This window comes from Saprospiraceae bacterium, from assembly GCA_016714025.1.
GTDB lineage: Bacteria > Bacteroidota > Bacteroidia > Chitinophagales > Saprospiraceae > Vicinibacter.
The window spans coordinates 1,174,935-1,198,464 of sequence record JADJOB010000002.1 but is presented as its reverse complement, the minus strand read 5'-3'; the positions used below and the strand labels follow the sequence as shown (position 1 = coordinate 1,198,464).

The window sequence follows — 23,530 nt, the reverse complement described above, 5'->3', positions numbered from 1 at the left end:
AAATATAGCCAAGCTGTGTTTTTTGCTTCATAGGACTCTTTTATCAGAATCTTTTCATTTTCAAAAGCTTAAGCTTGTCCGCTGCTAATTTCCAGGAAAAACAGATCTTTACAAAAAATATACTCCATGCGATTTGTCAAGATGCTGCCGCTTGTATTGTGCCTGATCCTGAACTTTCATACGACCTATGCATCCCGCATTTGGGATGAAATGCAGGAATTGCTGAAAAAAAAGCCGGAATTCCATAAAATGGAACTTTTAGTCAATTTGCCAAGCTATGCTAAACCAGAATTTGTTAAATCCATGCCGGGCGCTTCGTTTCTGTCCCTTCAAAATTCAGCCATTCGCCAAATTTTTAAAGCAACCCCTAACTATTTGCAATTTCAGGTTCAAGACGGCCATCAACATCCATTGGAATTGCTCTTGATACGACAAGATATCTACAGTCAAGACGCTGCCGTAATCAGTTCCGACCGGCCGGATTTACGGGAGCCCATGCCGCAAGAAGCCTTATTTTACCGGGGAATTATCCAAAATGTTCCAGGCTCTTTTGCTGCAATAACCATTTCCGGAAATGAAATTATGGGAGTCCTTTCTTTACCCGAAAAAGGAAATTTGGTTCTTGGAAAATTGATACCACAAAATGCAATATCAGAAAATGAGCCCGCTCATGTTCTCTATTATGAAAATGAATTGCCGGTAAACTCGGGCTTTCAATGTGGTTCGGATGCATTGCCTGAATCGCCCAAAAACCTACAAAATCATCAATTGGCTCCAGACAGTTTGTTTGACAATGCTTGCAAAAGTGTCAAGGTTTTTCTGGAATGCGATTACCGGATGTATACCGATCGCAGCAGTCAAAAAAACCAGGTCACCACCTATATTTCCGGACTGTTTAATGTGGTTAAAACCCTTTATTACAACGAGTACATTACACTGGAAATCTCTGAGATCTTTGTTTGGACGACTCCTGATCCTTTTTTACACACCGATTTACAGTCCATTATTTTTCATTACACCTCTTATCGCAAAAATAATTTTACTGGAAATTTAGCCCAATTGGTATCTACCTATCCTCCTCAACAACAAGGAGGCATCGCCTGGTTGAGTACCTTGTGTCAACCCTATAACGGACAATCGGGACCGCATTCCTTTGCATTTATTTATAATTCTTTTTCTGTTTTGCCTACTTATTCCTGGAGCGTGGAAGTGATGACGCATGAAATGGGTCACAATCTCGGTTCACCTCATACCCATGCCTGTCAATGGGGCCCTAACCGGAATACCGCATTGGACAATTGTCAACCACCAGAAGGCAATTTATGTGCTCCCGGGCCAACTCCCAATGGCGGGGGGACCATTATGAGTTATTGTCATTTAACCGGAGTTGGAATCAATTTTACCAAAGGATTTGGACCAGAACCGGGAAACCTGATTCGATCGAATGTTGAAAACAGATCCTGCTTGTCCTACCGGATTATTCCGGATATCGTGGAAAGTGTATCGGCTCCTTATTTTGAAGGAGATACCATTTTATTGAAAGCGCGTCCATTAAAATCCTTGTATACCTACGATTGGTTTCACTATGATTATTTAATGCCCTTGCCAAAAGACTCGATATTAAAACCAAGTTACAGCGGTGTTTATAAATTGGCGGTGTCTGACCGCTGTACAGAATTTTCAGATCCGGATACCATAATCATTTCAGATTTTTTAGTCAATCTGGGTTGTCCGATTATTCCCGGCAAACGAGATTCTTTTGTGGTCAGTGTTACGATGAATGCCGACCAGGGGGTACAATCCGATAGTTTGTTTGTACCGGATAGTTTGTATAAAAATGTTCCGCAATGGGGACGGGATGTATTGGTTGAATTGCAAATGAAAATTGAGCCGCAAGGCACTTCCTGGACCCGCGATATCATTGCAGCGTATCAAAGTCCATCCTCTATTGACATATCCAATAGCCGATACACGCCCAATGCATCTGAACCTGCAACGTTTAAAGGAGTTAAAACCTATAAACGAATCCTGGGTAAATTCAATCCAAAAGGGACCTGGTATTTTACAACCAATGACAATAAATTTGATAATGGCGTGGATGCAAAAGTTCAATTCAGCATTGTCATTTCATGGCGCAGTAAAGATTCTGTTGCAAGTTGTGATATTCCATTGTGTGATGGGCAATCCAAATTATTTGATACACAAATCCGCAATGCAAAATACGCCTGGTCAACCGGTGATACCACAAAAAGCATTTCTGCAAATCAAGTGGGTCCTCTTTCAGTAACAGTGACCCGCGGAAATCAAAAAGCAAGTCACACCATAAACCTATATCATTACAATACCCATTACCAACAGGAATTTACCATTTGTGATGGAGAATCCATTTCCGTTGGAAAGAATGTATATACGAAAAGCGGTTTGTATACGGATAGTTTGTTTTCTTACAATGCTTGCGACAGCATCGTTCAAACACAATTAAACATTCTGGAAAACAAACGAAGTGATCATCAGGAATTTATTTGTTATGCAGATAGTTTTAGAAATGTTTCTTTTACGCGGGATACGAGTTTGGAATTTTATTTTCAGGCTGCAAATGGATGCGACAGTACAGAATTTGTTGAATTAAAAGTGAACCCTGCTTTGGCAATTGAATTTATTGCAACACCGGCTTGTCCTGAAATTGGTGGTTCGCTCGAAGCAGCGGTTCGTGGGGGCAGCGGACAAAATTATCAATACACCTGGTCCAATGGAAAAACGGATGCACGCATTGAAGGTCTGGCTTCCGGAACTTATCAACTGACTGTAAAAGATTCCAGCGGCTGTCAATTTAAAAATGAAGTCGAATTAAAAAACCTCGATTCTTTGAAAATCAGTTCCCTGGTATTTGATGTGAGTTGTTTTGGTAAAGAAGATGGAAAACTATTTATTGATTTTATTTCTGGAGTCTCTCCCATTCTGATAAACTGGAGCCATGGTCCGAATACAAAAGAATTGGTTGATCTGAAAGCAGGAAAATATACTGTTTTTGCCAGGGATGCAAACGGATGTCAATCAATGGCTGAAATTGAAGTCCATTCCCCTGAATTATTGTTTGTTCAACTGGACATTGCTGGCAGCAGTGGTCAGAATGGACGCGCTAAAACAATCGTAAATGGAGGTACGATGCCGTACACGTATTTTTGGAGTACCGGTGAAAAAACAGATTCAATCATTAATTTGGCACCCGGTGATTATTGGGTCTATGTCTATGATCAAAATGGATGTGAGACACGGCTTGATTTTAAGGTACCTCTACTCATTGGCAATGCGGATTTGAAGCAAGATGAGTCTGTTGTAATATATCCAAATCCAGTTAAGAACAGATTGCAAATTGAAATTCCAAAGCATCCAAATCCTCAAATTGCCTGGCGATTGGTTGACATTCATTCAAATTTAATTTCTAAAGGAAATCAATTGCATGTTGAAACAGAAGAATTAGTTTCAGGAGTTTATATTTTAGAAATCAACTTTAAGAATCGATTGTATAAAAAGGTATTTGTAAAATAATTGCATGTTCCAAAAACTAAAGGAAATTAATTGGGAATTCAGAGCCTTCTAATTTATTTTAGATTTAATCTATAGGGTACTGAAAACAAACACAATCGACTTAAAAAATTATTTGGATGGATTGGTTAGTCAATTTAATCAAAGCGATTTTATTGAACTGGATCCCATTTCCATTCCCAAACGATTTGAATTAAAGCAAGATATTGAAATCAGTGGATTATGGATTGCATTATTGGCTTGGGGAAATCGCAAAACCATCATCCAGAGCGGAACTAAACTAATGGATTGGATGGACCAAAAGCCATATGAATTTATTCTCCATCATACTGAATCAGAACGAAAGCCCTTTTTAAAATTTGTACATCGCACGTTTAATGGAGAGGATGCGTTATACTTTTTAGAATTTTTTCAAAATTATTATAAGGAACATACCAGTTTAGAATCAGCGTTTACAAACGATGCCCGGCAAACTGAAGAGCATGTCGGTCCAGCGCTCATTCGATTCCGAGCAAATTTTATAAAATATTGCAATCCGGCCAAACGATGTTTAAAGCACATCGCATCTCCGGAATCCAATTCAAAATGCAAACGGTTACTCATGTTTTTACGTTGGATGGTGCGATCGGATCCCCAAGGAATTGATTTTGGAATTTGGAAAACCATAAAGCCTTCACAATTATTAATGCCTTTAGACGTTCATGTCGAGAAAAATGCCCGAAAGTTGGGTATGTTAACACGCAAACAATCGGATTGGAAGGCTGTTTTAGAATTAAGTGCCACATGCAGAACATTGGATCCAATGGATCCGGTGAAATACGATTTTGCACTATTTGGATTGGGCATTTCAGAAAAAAAGACATCATCTACGAAATAATTCGTAGATGTGACGTAATTTTGCAGGAGACAATGTAGTTAAATAATTTATATTAAATAAAAATCATATGCGTAATTATTTATTAATCTTAATTTTAGCCTTAAATATTGGTCTGGTTTTCGGCCAAGCAGGCAAACCATCCAAAGCAGGAAAAGCAGGTCCTGCTAAAGCAAAAACAACTGCAATGGATTATTCAAGCATGCCCCCCGGTTTTACGAAAGGTGCAAGCGTTGAAGGAATTACCGAATACTTTTTACCCAATGGCTTGCAGGTACTATTGTATCCTGACCAATCCAAACAAACAGTGACCGTAAACATTACCTATAAAGTAGGTTCCAGGCATGAGGGTTATGGAGAAACGGGTATGGCCCATCTCTTAGAGCACATGGTTTTTAAAGGAACTCCCAGACATCCGGACATTCCAAACGAATTGTCAAAACATGGAGCAAGACCTAACGGAACTACCTGGTATGATCGCACAAATTATTTTGAAACCTTTGCAGCTACGGATGAAAATCTGAATTGGGCATTGGATCTCGAAGCTGACCGTATGGTTAATTCATTTATTGCGAAAAAACATCTGGATACAGAAATGTCTGTAGTGCGCAATGAATTTGAAAGTGGTGAAAACGATCCTGGAAGTATTTTAATGGAACGTGTATTATCCACAGCCTACTTATGGCATAATTACGGAAAATCAACCATCGGAGCCCGTGCTGATATTGAAAAAGTACCTATCGAACGTTTACAGGGATTTTATAAAAAATATTACCAACCAGACAATGCCGTTTTAATGGTGGCTGGTAAAATTGATGAAAAGAAAACTTTGTGGTTGATTCACAAATATTTTTCACCGCTTAAAAAACCAAGTCGTGAATTAATACCCACTTATACCGATGAGCCTACACAAGATGGAGAACGCAATGTCGTATTGAAGCGTGTTGGTGACGTGCAAGTCGTTTCTTGTTTATATCACATACCACCCGGTTCGCACAAAGATGCAGCCGCTGCAGACATCCTTGCTGACATCATGACCAACGAACCCTCCGGAAGATTATACAAAGCATTGGTAGAAACTAAAAAAGCGTCTAGTCAATTTGGTTGGTGCGCTACATTAAAGGAACCCGGCTTTGTTTATTTTGGTGTTCAGGTGCGTAAAGAAAATTCACTGGAAGAAGCTCGTACCATTCTCCTTAAAACACTCGACGACATTCGTACAAATCCGCCTACCAAAGAAGAAGTGGATCGTGCAAAAAACAAACAGATTAAAGATTTTGAATTATCTTTTAGAAACACCGAATTTGTTGGTAGGTCTATCAGTGAATACATCGGAATGGGTGATTGGAGGTTGGCCTTTATTTATAGAGACAACATCCGGAAAATTACACCTGAAGATGTACAACGCGTTGCATCCACCTATTTCAAACCAGACAATCGGACCATTGGGATGTTTTATCCGGAAGCAAAACCAGATCGTGCTGAAATTCCTGGAGCTCCTGATATTAAAGCCCTGGTAAAAGATTACAAAGGAGATCCTTTGGTTGCACAAGGAGAAGAATTCGATCCATCTCCTGCTAATATTGAAAGCCGCACCCATCGGGGACAAGAAGCCAATTCAATTAAATATGCCTTGCTTCCTAAAGCAACAAAGGGAAATGTAGTTAATGCCAACATTACCCTTCGATTTGGCAATGAAATGAATTTAAAAGGAAAATCAACCATCAGTTCATTTACAGCCAGTATGTTGGATAAAGGCACTACAACAAAATCCAGACAAGAAATCAAGGATGAATTTGATAAATTGAAAGCGCGTGTGGGATTTTATGGTTCAGGGGGTACTTTAAGTGTCAACATTCAAACAACCAAAGAAAATCTACCTGCAGTTATGAATTTAGTAACTGAAGTATTAAAACAACCCGCATTCAATGAAAAAGAATTTGAAGAATTGCGCAATGAAGAATTGGCTGGAACAGAAGAACAAAAATCAGATCCTCAGGCTTTGGTTGGCAATGCCATTCAACGACATTTAAATCCCTATCCAAAAGATGATGTTCGCTATACAAAAACAATTGAAGAAGAAATTCAAGCAATTAAGGACGTAAAATTGGAGGATTGCAAACAATTCTATAAAGATTTTTATGGCGCTAATAATGCGACCATTGCCATTGTTGGTGATTTTGAAGAAGCCGAAGTAAAATCAACCATTTCAAAACAATTAGCCAATTGGAAAAGTGCAAGTACATACAAACGTCTTGAAGATGTTTATGCAGACGTTAAACCAACCAATGAAAACATCGAAACACCTGATAAGGCAAATGCCATGTTTTTGGCTGGAATGAATCTGAATCTTCGTGATGACGATCCGGATTATCCTGCATTGGTACTTGGAAACTATATTTTTGGCGGTGGATTTTTAAACAGCCGACTGGCAACCAGAATCCGCCAAAAAGAAGGAATTAGTTATGGTGTTGGCTCCCAGTTATTTGCTGACTCTCAGGATAAAAGCGGAGGATTTATGATTTACGCAATTTATGCTCCTGAAAATCGCGATCGTCTGGAAGCTGCTTATAAAGAAGAGTTGGAAAAAATGCTTAAAGAAGGATTTACCGAACAAGAATTAAAAGATGCTAAATCCGGTTACCTGCAATCCCGAAAAGTAGGTAGATCCCAGGATGCTCAACTTTCAGGTACTCTAAATTCAATGTTAAATATTGGCAGAACCATGAAATTTACAGAAGATTTTGAATCCAAAATCAACAACCTGACTCCAGAGCAAATAAGAATGGCAATGAATAAATTTGTAGATCCTGCTAAAATGAGTGTATTTAAAGGCGGTGATTTTGCGAATAAAATGAAAAAACCCTAGAGAAGATAATTACGAATTGAGAATTACGGATTACGAATTGGTTTATGTTGCCATTCGTAATTCGTAATTCGTAATTCGTAATTTTTAATTTATGAAAACATCAAACTGGACGGTAAGAAAATGTTCCGATACAGATCCTGGAAATTGACGCAGATTGAATTCCAATTTTAATACAAACTCCTCATTTTTTATCAAATCTTTTACATCCGCAAGGCCAGGTAATAAAACCAGCTCCTCATCTGAACGGATGTTATCGTAAAGATCCCCTATGGGTAATAAGCCACCCGGATCATTTAAATCATAAATTGAAGCATGAGCTTCTGAAATAATACCATAACTGATTGCATTGTTAAAAACGGGTGATAGAATCACTGACCTGGGCCTGATTTTTACAATATCTGTTTGACTGAGATTGTGGGCTGCTAAAAAATTGTTCCAGTCGGAAGCAATCGGCTTTTCAAATACGTGGGTAAAAAGCGGATTTGCATCCGGTGGCAGTTCGAGGCTCATTCGATATTCCAATTGAAATTGTCCTTCTTCTTGTTTTGAGCAAGAAAACACCAAAACCAAGGCTGTTAAAATCAAAACGTTTTTAAGCATAATCAAAGATACAACGCCAGAAGACCCTATTCCTATTTTGTAAAATGAGCCCCGAAGCTTAATTTTGCCGCCCTATTTCCAAACTAACGATCAATTGATTGTTTGTTTTAGGATAATCGATCCTGATGGAATTCAAAATCAATTAAACCAATAGCCATTTTATGAATACTTCCCCATTTGATATAGATATGCTCAGAAGCCATTACGCCCGTCTGAGTGAACGCATTGATTTGATAAGACAAAGCCTGGGTCGACCTTTAACATTGACAGAAAAGATCCTTTACAGCCATTTGCACGAAGATTCTCCATTAAAGGAATACCAGCGTGGAAAGGATTATGTCTTTTTTGCCCCGGATCGTGTGGCCATGCAAGATGCAACGGCTCAAATGGCTTTATTGCAATTTATGACCTGCGGCAAAAGCAAAACAGCGGTGCCCTCAACGGTCCATTGCGATCACTTAATTCTTGCAGAAAATGGGGCTAGCAAAGATTTAAGTACTGCAAATAGTGAAAATAAAGAGGTCTATGATTTTCTAAAATCGATCTCCAATAAATATGGAATAGGATTTTGGAAACCTGGATCTGGGATTATCCACCAAATTGTATTAGAAAATTATGCTTTTCCTGGTGGAATGATGATTGGCACGGATTCCCATACACCCAATGCCGGTGGACTTGGCATGGTTGCCATCGGAGTTGGCGGTGCGGATGCAGTGGATGTAATGACCGGAATGGCCTGGGAATTAAAAATGCCTAAAATTATTGGCGTTCATTTAAAAGGTAAATTATCGGGTTGGACTTCTTCCAAAGACATTATTCTTAAGGTTGCCGGAATTTTAACGGTAAAAGGTGGTACCGGTGCCATCGTAGAATATTTTGGAGACGGTGCTCGTTCGCTTTCCTGCACAGGTAAAGGAACTATTTGCAATATGGGCGCTGAAATTGGCGCAACGACTTCAACATTTGGTTATGATGATTCGATGGGCCGCTATTTAAGAGCTACACATCGCGCAGAAGTGGCAGATCTTTGTGACCGAATTCAAGCTGATCTCACCGGAGATCCGGAATGTTATCAAAATCCGGCTACTTATTTTGATCAAGTCATAGAAATTGATTTAGATAGTTTGGAACCGCATATCAATGGTCCTTATACACCTGATTTAGCCTGGCCCATTTCACAATTTGCAAAAGCGGTAAAAGAAAACAACTATCCAGATAAACTGGAAGTTGGATTGATTGGATCTTGCACCAATTCATCTTATGAAGATTTATCCCGTGCAGCATCCCTTGCGCAACAAGCTGTTTCAAAAAATTTAAAAGTTAAATCAGAATTTACAGTGACCCCTGGTTCTGAACAAATCCGATATACTGTGGAGCGGGATTCCATCCTTGAATCTTTTGAAAAAATGGGTGGGGTGATTCTGGCTAATGCGTGCGGCCCGTGTATCGGTCAGTGGAAACGACACATGGATGATCCCAACCGAAAAAATTCGATTATAACCTCATTTAATCGCAATTTTTCAAAACGTAATGATGGCAATTCCAGTACCCATGCTTTTGTTGCTTCCCCTGAAATTGTTACAGCACTCGCGATCGCCGGCAGCTTAAGCTTTAACCCATTGACGGATTCGTTAAAAAATGAAGATGGCGATTTGGTTAAACTCGATCCACCATTTGGCGTAGAACTTCCAGTATTTGGATTTGAAGTGGTTGATGCAGGATTTGAAGCTCCCGCAGCCAATTCAGAATTTATTGAAGTGCTGGTCAATCCTGAAAGTCAACGAATTCAACTACTACAACCCTTCCAACCGATTCAATCATCAGAATTGTTGGATATGCGCATTCTGATTAAAGCAAAAGGAAAATGTACTACCGATCATATTTCTATGGCCGGCCCCTGGTTAGAATTCCGCGGTCACTTAGAAAATATTTCTAACAATTGTTTTATCGGTGCGATCAATGCCTTTAATGGAGAAAGTAACAAGGTATTAAATTTTGTTAGTAATGAATATTCGGCCGTTCCTGATTCGGCGCGATTGTATAAAAAAACTGGCATATCAACGGTCGTGTTTGGGGAAGAAAATTATGGTGAAGGTTCATCGCGTGAACATGCAGCGATGGAGCCTCGCTATTTAGGTGTTAAAGCGGTCATCGTTAAATCCTTTGCCCGGATTCACGAAACCAATTTGAAAAAACAAGGCATGCTGGCTTTAACATTTATCGATCCTGCAGATTATGATAAAATAAGACAGGATGATCTAATCGATTTAATTGGATTGGATTCAATGGCGCCAGGTAAAAACTTCCAAATGGTATTGAAACATGCTGATGGTTCAGAAGATTCTTTTGATCTTGCGCATACCTATAACCTCCAACAAATTCAATGGGTAAAAGAAGGCTCTGCATTAAATAAAATTCGCCAGGAATTGGTGAATTCATAGTCAAATTGTTTTTTCATTGTATTTTTGAAGAGTAGCTCTTTAATTTAAAACCTAGATCATGCTTAAAGAATTTAAAAAATTTGCACTGCAGGGAAACTTGATTGACATTGCTATAGGTTTAGTAATGGCAACAGCATTTGGAGGAATTACCTCAGCTTTTGTTGATGGAATTGTCATGCCTTTAGTTGGCCAAATTTTTCAAATGGGTGATTTAGCTCAAGCCAAATGGGTCTTATCACCAGAAGTTTTAGGTCCGGATGGTAAAGTGTCCACTTCAGAGTCTGCCATTCTTTATGGACGTATGATTTCAGCTTTCATCAATTTCATTATTATAGCATTTGTAATGTTTTTGATTATTAAGTTTGTAAACAGAATCAAATTTGTAGAACCTGTAGGCTTGCCTAAACCCACAACAGACGATCTGTTGACTGAAATCAGAGATTTATTGAAAAAATAAACCATTTTTGTTGCAGCCTAAACAAATCATTGATTTATCGGTTTTGTATTAAATCGATTGAGGGTCATGCATTTTTACAAAATTCCGGTCTCAGAAAAATCCTTTGAAACCAAAGATTCCGTCAGCTTACATTTTAAAGCAATTGAATTACCTGAAGAATTTAAAACATTTCATCCGGGTCAGCATCTGACTCTTAAATTAACAATTAAAGACAAAGAATATCGCAGATCCTATTCGATGAGTTCTGCCCCCGGTCAGAATGAAATCAGTATCAGCATTAAGAAAGTTGATGATGGCATAGTTTCAAATTTTATCTATGATAAACTAAATCCCGGTGATACCCTGGAATTATCAGGTCCTGAAGGTCATTTTTTTATTAAACCAGATTCAGAAAAAAGGCAGAATTATTACTTCTTTGCAGCTGGCAGTGGCATCACTCCTATTTTTTCAATGATCCAATCTTTGTTGGAAAATGAGCCAAAATCTAATGTTTATCTGTTTTATGGAAATCGAACCGAAGAAGACATCATGTTTCATAAACAGCTGATTGAATTAAATAAGAAGTATCAGGATCAGTTTTATGTTGAATTTACATTAAGCAGATTAAAAGGAAATTTACTTCCTTTTTTAGCAAGTAAAAAGAAAATTTGGGAAGGATTAAAAGGACGTATCAATAAAGATTCTATTCAGAAATTCTTCGAAAAGTATCCTCCGCGCAATTTAAACTCTCAATACTATCTGTGCGGCCCCGGTGATTTTATAGATGGTACTAAAGAAAATCTATTGCTTTCCAATATTGATCCTAAAGCGGTGCATGCAGAATACTTTACAGTACCCGTGCATCCATCCAGTGATTCAAAAATTTCAAACTTAAGTTCTGTTCGCTTAATAGTTCACCTAAATAATAAAACACACGAACTCCAGGTTCCCGGTAATAAAAAAATTTTAGACAGCATTTTAGATGCTAAATTAGATGCCCCATACTCTTGTTCCAGTGGTGCGTGTTCTACCTGCATGGCCAAAATTATTCAAGGCAAAGTACATATGGATGTTAGCCTGGCACTTGAACCAGAAGAAATCGAACAGGGGTACATACTTACTTGTCAATCCAGGCCTTTAACAGAATTAATTGAAATTAAATACTAGGAATTAGTAAGTTCAGTTTTTTAAAATTGAAACATATGAAATCCGATATTTGAATTAATGGTTTTTCAAAATCACCCAATTCGAATAGCCAAATAATTGCTTGCCGCCTAATAATTTTTGTTCAATCCAACTGAGAATTCTGTATTTGATTTTTTCATGTTTTAACAGGGCGCGTTTAGGTTTGTAATCCTTTGAATAGTTTAACTGCTCTGCCCAATTAAATTTTTCAATAAACGGAAGCATAACTGAAGGATGGCTTTGCTTAAAACATGTGAGTTTGCTCATATTACCGTAATCAAAATTCACCGGTTTGGCATTGTAACTGGCTTGTACCTTTTGTTTATCATGGTAAAAACCATCCATCACTTTTGATTTGGTTTGCATGGATTCAGGGGGTCTTACCCATCCATAATGATAAATGGAGGCGGGTATTTTTATAACTTGCAACTTTCGGGTTCCTATTTTTGTTCGATAGTTTACGTAATCAAAATTTTCTATTGATTTAAAAGATTGTGCATCCCCGTACGAATGAATATCCTTGCGATTGCGAATGATGCGAATTTCCTGCGGATACCAAGCATGCGATTGAATGTAATGATTGTAATCCCCCCAAAAATGTTTGTAGTCAAATAAAAATCCTTCTACCGAGGTATCCATTAAATAGTTCTTGCAATTTGTTACAACGGTTTCCAAATAGTCTTCATGAACCACTTCATCTGATTGTAAGTAAAACAACCAATCACCTGTACAAGCTTCCTTTGCCAGATCCGTTTGTTGTGCATAGATGGTTCCACTTTTATAGGTATCCAAATCCCAACACGTTTTAATGAGCTTAATTTTATCAGAATTTAATCCTCGCACCAAAGATTCTGTTTGATCATCGGGATTGTTATCTCCCATTGCGATTACAAATTCATCAAGAATGGGCAATATCGATTGGATGGACTCCAGAAAAGGGTAATACAAAGTACTTGTATTCCGCATGAAGGTAAATCCACTAATTTTCATGAATTAAATAACGATCATTTGGTTGAAAAGAGCGTTAACCCTTCCAAATCCATTTACCCAATTCTTTGATACTTGCTTTTTTACCATACATTAAAATTCCGGTACGATAAATCCGTGCTGCAACCCAAATCATAAAATAACTAAACGCAAAAAGCAATACCAAAGACAAAGCAATTTGCCACCAAGGTGGATCAAAAGCCAACATAGCAGGCATTACAATTGGACTAAAAAAAGGAAATAAGGATGCAAACATTGCTAACGAACTATCCGGCAGTCGGATTGCCTGAAACATAACATACATAGCCAATAAAATGGGAATGGTAACCAGTATGGTCAATGATTGCGCATCATTTATATCATCTCCTGAAGCTGCACCGATTGCTGCAAACATAGAGGCATAAATAAAATAACCGCCTACAAAATAAAATACAAACAAAACAGAAATACGCCACCAATTCATGGCGCCTACTTCGCGAATAATTTGTGCCAGTTCATCTGTATCCATGGGTGCCTGTTGACCCATTGTCTGACTCACTTCCTGCAATTGTTGTGTATCAATACCAGCAATTGACATTCCCAGAAAATAAATAAGTGGAATTAATACCAACCAAATCACAATTTGAGTCAAGCCAACCAAACCTACTCCTATGACTTTGCCTAACATGAGTTCTACCGGTCTGGCTGAAGAAATGATTACTTCAACAATACGACTAACTTTTTCATCAGCTACAGAACGCATTACGGAAGCACCATACAAAAAGATGATAAAGAAAATCACATAACCCATGATGCCTCCCAACATGGTTGCAATTTTACCCGTATAACTCGAACGATCTTTTTCTGTATCAGATACCGGTTCCGGATCAATTGCAATGTCTGTTTTCAATTTTTCCAATTGATCCTTTTGCAGGTTCATCAACTGGATTTTGTAATTTCTTACACCATCCTGCAAATATTTTTCGAGGCTGGACTCAATTTCAATATCCATTGCTTTATCGGAATGATAATACACCGTATAGGCTTTGACATCAACTCCGGAAAATTTTGGCAAAACCAAAATCCCGTCCAACTCACCATTTTTATATTGAGTCTTTAATTGTTCTAGAGTCTCCGTCGTTTTAATAAAACTAAATTTCTTGGTTGAATCCGGAAACTTAATATTCATTTCACTTTTATCTAAAAGCGCAATGCGATAGGTTTTCGAACCTTCATAACTAAAAATTATACCTATTACTATAAAGAAGATTAAAAACCCTAAAGGTGTTAGCAGGGTTGTAAAAATAAAATTCTTGTTTTTAACCTTGGTAAGATATTCGCGTGCTATGATCAAGCCTAATTTATTCATGGCTGGTTTCATTTACAGTTTTAATAAATATTTCATTAAATGTTGGTAACAACTCATTAAATGAAACTAAATTGATTTCATGATGCAATAGCCAACTTAAAATATCATTCGTTGACTGTTGTTGTTTTAGTTTAATAAGGTAATGCCGTTCCTTTTTAATTGTACATTCAAATTCTTCAAAAAATTCTTCCGGAATGGTGTTGGATGTAGTGAGTTCAAAAATATTTTCTTTATAGGAATTTCGAACCTCATTTACTTCCCCGTTTAGGACTATTTTACCTTTATTGATTAGAACTATGTGTTCACACATTTCTTCCACTTGCTCCATCCGATGGGTTGAGAATAAAATACTGGCTCCTTCATCTTTCAAACGAATGATCTCATCTTTAATTAAATTGGTATTGATTGGATCTAAACCAGAAAAAGGTTCATCTAAAATAATTAATTTCGGATTATGACTCACAGTTGCAATGAATTGAACTTTTTGAGACATCCCTTTTGATAATTCATTTATTTTTTTGTTCCACCAGGATTCTATTTGGAATTTCTTCATCCAATAGACCACGTTTTTTTCAGCATCTACTTTAGAAAGGCCTCTCAGTCTGGTTAAAAAAATAAGTTGTTCTCCAACTTTCATTTTCTTATACAAACCTCTTTCCTCCGGCATATATCCAACGGAAGGATCCTTGATTTTGTAAATGTCTTTCTCATGCAACAAAACATTTCCAGAGTCTGCTTGAGTAATGCCTGTAATAATTCTGATCAATGAGGTTTTCCCTGCTCCATTCGGACCTAATAAGCCTACTATTGAAGATTCTGGGACTCTAAAACTCACCTGGTCAACGGCTTTAAGGTTGCCGTATTCTTTGACTACATTTTCAAGCCTTAATAAATCTGCCATCACATCCTATTTGGATGCGAATATAGTTAGAAAAAAGAGTCTGTAGAAAGGAAGTCTTTAGGAAGAGGAGGACAAAGAATTCTGCAATTCTACAATACTGCAATGTTGAAAATTTATGAACTTGATTTTTAGCATGTTTTCATCTGACTGTTAACTCCAAGCTAATCAGCTTTTTGGCTTATTAGCTTCTTCATTTTTTGACTGCAGACTGCTGATTACCTTGGCTAGGCACCAGTTGAACCTACGTCCAATTTCTAATTTTTATACAGTCTTTTCCCTGCTTAACAATGAATCAGCTTTATGGCTTATTAGCTTAATAGCTTTACTGCTAAATAGCTAATATTTGGGAATTGATAAATCAGGACATCGCAGTTTACCAAAATAATAAACCAGATTGATTCCTAAAGATACAAAGGCATCTTTGTCTTTTGAATCTCCGCGTTGTGTGCCGCTCAAACCAATTTTAGAATGATCCGCTGTGACTTCCGAACGGTCTGCCAATTGCACTGCCACATCGCCCCGGTTGTTTAATAGTTCGACATAATCCGGATAAAAACCACTGACATCATCTAAGAAATCTGTTTTTGCTTTTCTATATGCTAGTTCAACATTAATACTCCACGCAGCATTTAGGTCAAACTTGACACCACCTCCCACCAACCAGGCGGTACTAATTTCATTATATTCCTGTCCGGGTAATTGACCTTCCGTGCCTAAATTTCTAAGGCTGTAGGTTTGTCCCTGAAAATTCGTTTTTGGACTAAAATAAAAAACGCTGAGTCCGGCCATGAGGTATGGTGTTAAATTATCATCTTTTGAGCCATGCTTCAAACTAAAAAAATTGAATTCCATACTTGGGGCAATTTCAATTACATTTGAAAAGAAACTTAAATTTCTTCTTAAATCAAACGCATTGTTCGATTTCGAATCATGGGCCCTCAGTCGTAAATAGTTTAATTGCAATTTGGTACAAATCCTTGTATTGTAATTGTAACGCCCCATAATTCCACCAGCCAATCCGGGCTCATTGAGACGGTATAAATTATTCAAATCTCCAAAATAGTTGGCGGTGCCGGCCCAAACTCCTGCTTCAAAGCCCTTTTGTGCATTTAGCATGAATGGAAGGGCAAGAACAATCACAAAAATTTTATATTTAAAATGCATCCGGCTGAATTATCTACCAACAAACGATTTATTTTCAATCTTATTTTATCCAAGACCAGCTTGCGCTGAGATTTCCAGCATTCGATCAATGCTTTTTCGAGCTTCCCGAATTACGTATTCTGACAATTGAACTTCAGGCAATTCATATTTCATACAAAGGTAGAGTTTCTCCAGTGAATTTCTTTTCATATGTGGACATTCATTGCAAGCGCACAAATTGTTAGGAGGTGCTGGAATAAAAGTTTTGTGTGGGCATTTCAATTGCATTTGATGAAGAATGCCACTTTCCGTTGCAACAATAAATGAGCTGGATGCATTGGATTGAACAAATTTTAATAAGCCACTGGTTGATCCGATGTAATCCGCCATAGCAAGTACAGGTTCTTCACATTCAGGGTGTGCAATGATTTTTGCTTCCGGATGTTTTATTTTAAGCTTGGTAATTTTTTCTCTTGAAAAAATTTCATGTACCATGCAAGCTCCATCCCATTTTACCATGTGTCTTCCGGTCACTTTTTCAATGTATGCAGCCAAATTTTTATCTGGCGCAAAAATGATTCCACGATCTTTAGGAATGCTATTTACTACATGGACTGCATTGGAAGATGTACAACAAATATCCGTCAGTGTTTTTAATTCAGCAGTGCAATTAACATAACTAACTACCACATGATCCGGATATTGTTCTTTAAATTTTGCAAATAATGGAGCCGGACATGAATCCGATAAGGAACAACCCGCTTTTAAATCCGGGATGACCACTTTTTTTTGAGGAGATAATATTTTAGCCGTTTCTGCCATAAAATGTACGCCTGCAAATGCGATCATGGCTGCAGGCGTTCGTGCTGCTTCCTGAGATAATTGCAAACTGTCTCCAACAAAATCGGCAATATCCTGGATATCTGGATCTTGATAATAATGAGCTAATACGACTGCATTTTTTTCTTTCTTTAATTTATTAATCTCCGTTATTAAATCCAATTCAGGGTCCACTTCAATATCAAGATATCCTTTGATTAAAAGATCAGCTTCTATTTGTAGGCTAGATTTAAATTCCATGGTGTGTATTAGGATTTAGATTCAACAAGGACTTTCCCATCCATTTCAACCGGAATGGGCAAGGCCATAATTTTTAATAGGGTTGGAGCTATGTCTGCCAAAATCCCATCATGAATTTTTAATTCCGTATTGTTGGAAACAAGAATACAGGGCACCGGATTTTTAGTATGGGCCGTATTTGGTGAACCATCATCATTTATCATGTATTCTCCATTGCCGTGATCTGCCAGAATAATAATTGCATAATCCTTTTTCAATGCAAGTGGAATCATTTTTTCCAAACATGCATCCACTGTTTCTGCTGCTTTTATTTCAGCGGAAAATACACCGGTATGACCAACCATATCAGCATTTGCAAAATTCAAACAAATAAAGTCAGGCAATTCATCTGAAATGATTTGCATGGTTTTTTCCGTAAGTTCGACTGCACTCATTTCTGGTTTTAAATCATAGGTTGCAACTTTAGGGGAAGGAACCAAAATTCTTTTTTCTCCACTAAACGCTTTTTCACGGCCTCCTGAAAAGAAAAAACTGACATGAGGATATTTTTCAGTTTCTGCAATCCGTACCTGAGTACGACCATAACGGGAAAGCATTTCTCCAAGGGTATTTCGAACATCTGTTTTATCAAATAATACAGAGACCTTTTCAAAAGATTCATCGTACCGGGCCATGGTAACATAATGAAGCTGCAATTTTTTCATTTCGTACGCGTCAAAATCAGTTTGACTTAATACCTGTGTTAATTGCCGCAGCCGATCGGTGCGGAAATTTACACATAATACGGCATCGCCATTTTTTATTAATCCATCCGGAGTATCCAGGATTCGAAACGGTTCAATAAATTCATCTGTAATTCCCGCGGCATAGGATTGTTCAATCGCCTCCATTGCATGGTCCACTTTTGTTCCTTTCCCTGATACATACAGATCGTATGCTTTTCGAATGCGTTCCCAGCGTTTGTCCCGATCCATTGCAAAATACCGTCCAATCAAACTTGCAATTTGAGTTCGCTTGCCTTTAAGAAATTCCTGCATTTCAGAGACAAAATGCAGTGCGCTGTGCGGATCGGTATCCCGTCCGTCTGTAATCACATGCAGATAAACCGGAACCTCAAAATGCTGTTCTAGCAAATCAATTAATCCAAAAAAGTGGCTAATGTGGCTATGAACGCCTCCATCAGACAGCAAGCCAATCAGGTGACAGGGTTTTTGATTGGAATTGCAATATTCGATTAATTTGACAAATTCGGCATTGGTTTCAAGTTGACGGTCCTGGATGGCTTTGTTGATTTTCACTAAATCCTGATAGACAATTCTGCCTGCCCCTAGATTTATATGGCCTACCTCTGAATTTCCCATTTGTCCATCAGGCAAGCCTACATTAGCCCCATGGGTTAATAATTGAGCGTTAGGGTAGTTTTGGACCAATTGATCATAAAAGGGCGTATTTGCCTGTTGAATGGCATTTGATTCAGGCACTTTCCCGATTCCCCAACCATCGAGAATTACTAATAAACTTCGTTTAAACACAATATTCCAACAATTTTTTGGATTGCAAAGTTGCTTCCTTTTCAGCATTCTTTAAAAAACTATTCTGAATAAAAAAAACAGCTGTTTTCATTCATTTAACTTAATTTTAAGGCAATTAAGGAACGCACCCACGGTCTAAATGGTACTAATAAATAAAAGATGATGAGAATCTTAAGAATCTGTGTATTTCTGTTTTTAAGTCAATTGGCCTCTGGTCAAAATATTAATGGTGTTTTTGAAGCCATTCGCAAAGTTGACCTGGTTGCCTTAAATGTATTATTTGACAATAAAATGGAATATTGTTATGACAATCAAATTGAATTTGTTGATAAAACCATCGCATTAAAAGCTCTAAAAGCCTTTTTAGAACGAAATGCACCAAAATCCATGACTCCAATGCATAAAGGAAATTCAAAAGGGGATGACTCCAATTTTGCGATTGCAATTATGGAATCTACCAATGGTAAAAAATTCCGGTTTTACATTTATGCAGAAACCATTCAGGGTAAAACCCTCGTACAGGAATTGCGAATTGATAAAGTTAATTAAGAAAAAGTCCTGTTTTTCCTTACAAGAATATGCGAATTTAATTATTCTGCTAACGCTTAATGCTTGAGGTGTTTGAGCTGGATAATTTCTTTATCTGTCAGGTGACGAAATTTTCCTCGCGGTATATTTTTTTTGGTGAGTCCTGCAAAATAAACCCGGTCTAATTTAATGGTTTCGTAACCGAGATGTTCAAATATGCGTCGAACGATGCGATTTTTACCAGAATGAATTTCAACACCAATTTCATTTTTTTTATCATTGGCGTATTCAATTCCATCCACTTCTGCAATCCCATCTTCTAATTTCACACCCATTAAGATTCTATCCATATCCGCTTTTGTTAAATTTTTATCTAAGGTTGCGTGGTAGATTTTTTTCATCTTATGGGATGGATGGGATAATTTTTGTGCAAGATCGCCATCATTGGTCAGCAACAATAAACCTGTGGTATTGCGGTCTAATCTTCCAACTGGATACACGCGATCTTTAATGTCTTGTTTGATTAAATCAAAGACTGTTTTACGTCCCCGTTCATCGTTTAAAGTGGTAATGACATTCTTGGGTTTATTTAACAAGATGTAAAAAAGGGTTTGACTAAGTTTGATTAGTTTATCCTCATAATATACCTTGTCTTTTTCCTGTAATTCGTACGCAGGATTGGTTTGTACGGCATCATTAACTTTGATTTTGCCAGACTTGACTAATTCAGCAGCTTCCCGTCTCGAACAAATTCCACAATGAGCTACATATTTATTAAGTCTGAAAGGAAATTCGCGTTCAGCTTCTGGTTTTTTAATTTCTTTTTTAGAATGGAATTTCGTCTTCTTCATTCATTTTGGACTGTTTGATAATTACATTTGGAACGGATGTGGAGCCAAATGGATCAAAGTTTTGTTTCAAAGGTACAAACTTTGCAAAGTGGTCTATAAACTTCATTCCAACCGTACCGGTTGCACCGTTACGATGTTTTGCAATAATCAATTCGGTATAGCCTTTTGGCATTTCATAATTATTCTCTAATTCGTAGGTATCCGGACGGTAAATAAACATAACCATATCTGCGTCTTGCTCGATCGCACCCGATTCCCGAAGGTTTGATAATTGGGGTCTGCGATTTTCCCTGCTTTGTGTTTCTGCTGCACGGTTTAATTGAGACAATGCTATTACCGGGATGTTGATTTCTTTTGCCAGACCTTTAAGTGCTCTGGAAATTGTCGCAATTTCTTGTTCCCTGTTTCCTTTTTTATCGTTGGATCCTGCAGTCATTAATTGCAAATAGTCAATGATGACTAAACCAATTTTATATTGTTGATGGAGTCTGCGGCATTTTGCCCGCAATTCAAATACGTTTAGAGAAGGAGTATCATCAATATAAATCTGGGATTCTCCAAGTTTATTGATTACTTGATTTAATCGGGTCCAATCGTCATCATCCAATTTTCCATTTCGCATTTTAGTTCCTTCAATCTCTGCTTCCATAGAAATTAAACGGTTTACCAACTCGAGATTATTCATCTCCAAAGAAAACAAAGCCACCGGAGTATTGTAATCCATAGCAGCATTTCTACCCAATGCCAGGGTAAAGGAAGTTTTACCAACACCCGGACGAGCGGCAACGATGATTAAGTTTGATTTTTGCCAACCCGAGGTAATCGCATCCAGTTCAGGAAATCCGCTTGGGATGCCTGATAAACCGGATTCATGATGCGACATGGTTTCCAGTCTTTTTTGTGCTTTTATAATGAGTGAACCCACTGATTCATATCCACGTCGGAGGTAATTGTCTGTAATGTCGTATAAACTTTGTTCCGCAGAATCCAGTAAGTCAAATACGTCTTTGGTATCTTCAAAACAGTCCTGAATGGTTAGGGTAGAAATTTTAATCAACTCCCGTTGAACAAATTTTTGGGCTACAATTTTTGCATGGTATTCCAGGTTGGCAGATGAAGCCACTTTATTTGCCAATTCAAGTACATAAGCCAAACCGCCTACTTCTTCTAAAATCTGAGACTTATGGAGGATTTCGCGAATCGTCAGCGTATCAATCGGTTGATTGGATTGAAACAACTGAATCATGGCTTTATAAATCTTTTGATGGGCTGGTTTATAGAAACTATCCACTTTCAAAATGTCCATTACCACTGAAATGGCATCTTTATCCAGCATGATAGCCCCTAAGATGGCCTCTTCCAATTCAACCGCCTGAGGTTGAATTTTTTCATAAGCTAGACTGCTCAAATCTGCTTGTCTGGGTTTAAAGCCCCCCCGCTGGATAGATAAAGTATCTTTAATGGATTCCGCCATAGTCAATAGCCCTGGTTCTTGTTGTAAACAGGCACAAATGTAAATACAACAAATAATAAAAAATATTTATATGAAAACCGAAAATGTTTAAAACAGGCTAAAATCCTGTGGAAAAACTGTTGAAAACTAGTCCGGTTGAAACTTGCCTCTAATATACATATTATAAAATTAATAAATATTATTTTATTTTGATGTGTCTGGTTTGGGAATCAGGGACTTATTAGTTAAAGCTGTAATATATCCAGAGCTAACTGGTAAAATAAAAAAAGCCCGGGAAGACCGGGCTTCATAAAAAGGATGGATTCCTGTGTTAATAAAATTTGTAAAAATTTATTCAGGCAGCCTGACCACCTTATTTTCCAATCTTACTCAGTTTTTGCTGGACAGCTTCAACTGCCTTGGTTTGATTGGCGATTTCTGCTTTGGTCAGGTCCTGATTTTTTTCATTGCTTATGATGTTGGCTTCTGCTTTTTTAATTCGTGCATTGGCTTCTTCAATGTCCTTGTGGTAGCTTTTATTATCGGACAGCAGATCGCCCATTTTCTTGTTCAACTTTTTAAGTTTGTCTTGTTCCTCCTCTAAATCCATGCGGGTTTTTTCACGTTGGACTTCATAAGAAAATTCCTGCATAAATTCAGAAGCTCCTTTAAATTCCTTGGGATAGTTTTCTGAACTTAGAAAACCATTTTTCATATCAAAAAATGCCGTAATGCTATTGTCCTCTGTGGCTACATAAACATCCATGCTGTTTGAGCCATTTATGGATTGAATCACAGCTCCTTCAATAAATTCCTCTTTGGCTTTTTTATTGCGGGCCAACTTTCCATATTCTTTGGTATACTTTTTCCAAACTTTATCAATTAAATCTTCATCAGCATCCGGAATGGTAATACTCAAGCCATTTTGAATGCCTAAACTCATTTGAAGCTTATTTTCTCTAGGTTGCGCAAAAGAAAACGCGTATAGAATAAAACTGAAAAATAAAGTAAATACTAGTTGTTTCATAAAGCGGGTTTAATATTATAAAACACGAAAATGGCAAATAAGATTCCAGTTTGAAGGATATTTTAAAGGAAGGGCTGAGGGGAAGGGCTGAGGGGAAGGGCTGAGGGGCTGAAGGGCTGAGGGGAGGAAAGGCTGTTGGGCTATTGGACTGTTAGGCTGTTGGGCTGTTGGCTGAGGGGCTGAGGGGTGGTTTGGGTTTTGAATCCAGAATTTTTGACTGCTGAATACTGACTGCTGACTACTGATTTTGGGGCTGAGGGGCTGAGGGGCTGAGGGGTGGTTTGGGTTTTGAATCCAGAATTTTTGACTGCTGAATACTGACTGCTGACTACTGATTTTAGGGCTGTTGGTGGTTGGTTGGTTTGTCTGTGCCTGAAATAGGTTGACTGACTACTAATTGCTGACCACTGACTGCTGAATTCCGGCACGATACTCCGTAGATACTCCGTACATATCCCGTACATACTCCCAGGATACTTGCATGTAATAGCGTCAAATGCCGAGAAAGCACGGAAAATGACGAGAAACGTGCAATAAAATAACAATAAAACACCTTCGCTGGGCGTAGGAAGGTAAAATACGGATGCCTTCAATTGATGACGTAAATATCAAGGGGCTTTGTTCTTTTGCATTCGCCCAAAAGAAAACCAAAAGGCTTGTTCGAAATGAAGGCGTTCTTGCTGAGCTCAAGCTTCAGCTCAAATTTTTCTCACGCTTTTGATGATTATA

Annotated in this window: 17 protein-coding genes; 7 read left to right on the top strand and 10 right to left on the bottom strand. The window is 37.8% G+C overall.

The window, feature by feature from the left end:
• Positions 1-126 precede the first annotated feature (126 nt).
• The 3 genes from IPJ80_08010 to IPJ80_08000 all read left to right on the top strand — a co-directional run bounded on the left by IPJ80_08010 (position 127) and on the right by IPJ80_08000 (position 7,289).
• On the top strand, positions 127-3,549 hold the full coding sequence (locus IPJ80_08010) for a T9SS type A sorting domain-containing protein (GenBank protein MBK7913432.1): 3,423 nt from the start codon (positions 127-129) through the stop codon (positions 3,547-3,549).
• Between the two features lie 94 nt (positions 3,550-3,643).
• Positions 3,644-4,423 (top strand): TIGR02757 family protein, encoded by a 780-nt coding sequence (locus IPJ80_08005; protein ID MBK7913431.1) that lies wholly within the window; start codon positions 3,644-3,646, stop codon positions 4,421-4,423.
• A gap of 67 nt (positions 4,424-4,490) precedes the next feature.
• Positions 4,491-7,289 (top strand): insulinase family protein, encoded by a 2,799-nt coding sequence (locus tag IPJ80_08000; GenBank protein MBK7913430.1) that lies wholly within the window; start codon positions 4,491-4,493, stop codon positions 7,287-7,289.
• A gap of 84 nt (positions 7,290-7,373) precedes the next feature.
• Here IPJ80_08000 and IPJ80_07995 read toward each other — a convergent pair whose 3' ends face one another.
• Complete coding sequence (locus IPJ80_07995; protein MBK7913429.1) at positions 7,374-7,889, bottom strand: hypothetical protein; 516 nt, start codon at positions 7,887-7,889, stop codon at positions 7,374-7,376.
• Between the two features lie 188 nt (positions 7,890-8,077).
• On the opposite strand from IPJ80_07995, the gene IPJ80_07990 reads away from it, so the two are divergent.
• The 3 genes from IPJ80_07990 (at position 8,078) to IPJ80_07980 (ending at position 11,933) form a co-directional block, all read left to right on the top strand.
• Positions 8,078-10,330 (top strand): aconitate hydratase, encoded by a 2,253-nt coding sequence (locus IPJ80_07990; protein MBK7913428.1) that lies wholly within the window; start codon positions 8,078-8,080, stop codon positions 10,328-10,330.
• A 58-nt stretch (positions 10,331-10,388) separates the two neighbouring features.
• A complete protein-coding gene (gene mscL / locus IPJ80_07985; GenBank protein ID MBK7913427.1) occupies positions 10,389-10,787 on the top strand; it encodes a large conductance mechanosensitive channel protein MscL in 399 nt (132 codons plus the stop codon).
• Positions 10,788-10,853: 66 nt separating this feature from the next.
• Complete coding sequence (locus IPJ80_07980; GenBank protein MBK7913426.1) at positions 10,854-11,933, top strand: ferredoxin--NADP reductase; 1,080 nt, start codon at positions 10,854-10,856, stop codon at positions 11,931-11,933.
• A 54-nt stretch (positions 11,934-11,987) separates the two neighbouring features.
• On the opposite strand, the gene IPJ80_07975 is transcribed toward IPJ80_07980, so the two are convergent.
• From IPJ80_07975 to IPJ80_07950, 6 genes are all read right to left on the bottom strand, one after another.
• The gene (locus IPJ80_07975; protein MBK7913425.1) at positions 11,988-12,941 is read right to left on the bottom strand and encodes a hypothetical protein; all 954 of its coding nucleotides are present in this window, start codon (positions 12,939-12,941) and stop codon (positions 11,988-11,990) included.
• A gap of 34 nt (positions 12,942-12,975) precedes the next feature.
• The gene (locus IPJ80_07970; protein ID MBK7913424.1) at positions 12,976-14,298 is read right to left on the bottom strand and encodes an ABC transporter permease; all 1,323 of its coding nucleotides are present in this window, start codon (positions 14,296-14,298) and stop codon (positions 12,976-12,978) included.
• Positions 14,279-15,187, bottom strand: a complete 909-nt coding sequence (locus IPJ80_07965; GenBank protein MBK7913423.1) for an ATP-binding cassette domain-containing protein — start codon at positions 15,185-15,187, stop codon at positions 14,279-14,281. Before IPJ80_07965 ends, IPJ80_07970 begins: the two co-directional genes overlap by 20 nt.
• Before the next feature lie 336 nt (positions 15,188-15,523).
• The gene (locus IPJ80_07960; protein MBK7913422.1) at positions 15,524-16,351 is read right to left on the bottom strand and encodes an outer membrane beta-barrel protein; all 828 of its coding nucleotides are present in this window, start codon (positions 16,349-16,351) and stop codon (positions 15,524-15,526) included.
• Positions 16,352-16,396: 45 nt separating this feature from the next.
• The gene (nadA, locus tag IPJ80_07955) at positions 16,397-17,410 is read right to left on the bottom strand and encodes a quinolinate synthase NadA (GenBank protein ID MBK7913421.1); all 1,014 of its coding nucleotides are present in this window, start codon (positions 17,408-17,410) and stop codon (positions 16,397-16,399) included.
• A gap of 8 nt (positions 17,411-17,418) precedes the next feature.
• Positions 17,419-18,990, bottom strand: a complete 1,572-nt coding sequence (locus tag IPJ80_07950; protein ID MBK7913420.1) for a 2,3-bisphosphoglycerate-independent phosphoglycerate mutase — start codon at positions 18,988-18,990, stop codon at positions 17,419-17,421.
• A gap of 111 nt (positions 18,991-19,101) precedes the next feature.
• Here IPJ80_07950 and IPJ80_07945 point away from each other — a divergent pair, with 111 nt between their 5' ends.
• Positions 19,102-19,491 (top strand): DUF4783 domain-containing protein, encoded by a 390-nt coding sequence (locus IPJ80_07945; GenBank protein MBK7913419.1) that lies wholly within the window; start codon positions 19,102-19,104, stop codon positions 19,489-19,491.
• 56 nt (positions 19,492-19,547) lie between these two features.
• Here IPJ80_07945 and IPJ80_07940 read toward each other — a convergent pair whose 3' ends face one another.
• From IPJ80_07940 to IPJ80_07930, 3 genes are all read right to left on the bottom strand, one after another.
• Positions 19,548-20,321 (bottom strand): rRNA pseudouridine synthase, encoded by a 774-nt coding sequence (locus IPJ80_07940; GenBank protein MBK7913418.1) that lies wholly within the window; start codon positions 20,319-20,321, stop codon positions 19,548-19,550.
• Entirely contained in the window at positions 20,296-21,795 is a 1,500-nt protein-coding gene (gene dnaB, locus IPJ80_07935; protein ID MBK7913417.1) for a replicative DNA helicase, read from the bottom strand. Before dnaB ends, IPJ80_07940 begins: the two co-directional genes overlap by 26 nt.
• Positions 21,796-22,147: 352 nt before the next feature.
• Positions 22,148-22,801, bottom strand: coding sequence for a hypothetical protein (locus IPJ80_07930; GenBank protein ID MBK7913416.1), 654 nt, complete (start codon positions 22,799-22,801; stop codon positions 22,148-22,150).
• Positions 22,802-23,530: the final 729 nt, after the last annotated feature.

Excerpts from the sequence above, each read along its gene's own strand:
- IPJ80_08010 (MBK7913432.1), top strand. The coding sequence starts at position 127 with ATGCGATTTGTCAAGATGCTGCCGCTTGTATTGTGCCTGATCCTGAAC.
- IPJ80_08000 (MBK7913430.1), top strand. The coding sequence starts at position 4,491 with ATGCGTAATTATTTATTAATCTTAATTTTAGCCTTAAATATTGGTCTG.
- IPJ80_07995 (MBK7913429.1), bottom strand. The coding sequence starts at position 7,889 with ATGCTTAAAAACGTTTTGATTTTAACAGCCTTGGTTTTGGTGTTTTCT.
- IPJ80_07990 (MBK7913428.1), top strand. The coding sequence starts at position 8,078 with ATGCTCAGAAGCCATTACGCCCGTCTGAGTGAACGCATTGATTTGATA.
- mscL (MBK7913427.1), top strand. The coding sequence starts at position 10,389 with ATGCTTAAAGAATTTAAAAAATTTGCACTGCAGGGAAACTTGATTGAC.
- IPJ80_07980 (MBK7913426.1), top strand. The coding sequence starts at position 10,854 with ATGCATTTTTACAAAATTCCGGTCTCAGAAAAATCCTTTGAAACCAAA.
- IPJ80_07975 (MBK7913425.1), bottom strand. The coding sequence starts at position 12,941 with ATGAAAATTAGTGGATTTACCTTCATGCGGAATACAAGTACTTTGTAT.
- IPJ80_07970 (MBK7913424.1), bottom strand. The coding sequence starts at position 14,298 with ATGAAACCAGCCATGAATAAATTAGGCTTGATCATAGCACGCGAATAT.
- IPJ80_07965 (MBK7913423.1), bottom strand. The coding sequence starts at position 15,187 with ATGGCAGATTTATTAAGGCTTGAAAATGTAGTCAAAGAATACGGCAAC.
- IPJ80_07960 (MBK7913422.1), bottom strand. The coding sequence starts at position 16,351 with ATGCATTTTAAATATAAAATTTTTGTGATTGTTCTTGCCCTTCCATTC.
- nadA (MBK7913421.1), bottom strand. The coding sequence starts at position 17,410 with ATGGAATTTAAATCTAGCCTACAAATAGAAGCTGATCTTTTAATCAAA.
- IPJ80_07950 (MBK7913420.1), bottom strand. The coding sequence starts at position 18,990 with ATGCTGAAAAGGAAGCAACTTTGCAATCCAAAAAATTGTTGGAATATT.
- IPJ80_07945 (MBK7913419.1), top strand. The coding sequence starts at position 19,102 with ATGATGAGAATCTTAAGAATCTGTGTATTTCTGTTTTTAAGTCAATTG.
- IPJ80_07940 (MBK7913418.1), bottom strand. The coding sequence starts at position 20,321 with ATGAAGAAGACGAAATTCCATTCTAAAAAAGAAATTAAAAAACCAGAA.
- dnaB (MBK7913417.1), bottom strand. The coding sequence starts at position 21,795 with ATGGCGGAATCCATTAAAGATACTTTATCTATCCAGCGGGGGGGCTTT.
- IPJ80_07930 (MBK7913416.1), bottom strand. The coding sequence starts at position 22,801 with ATGAAACAACTAGTATTTACTTTATTTTTCAGTTTTATTCTATACGCG.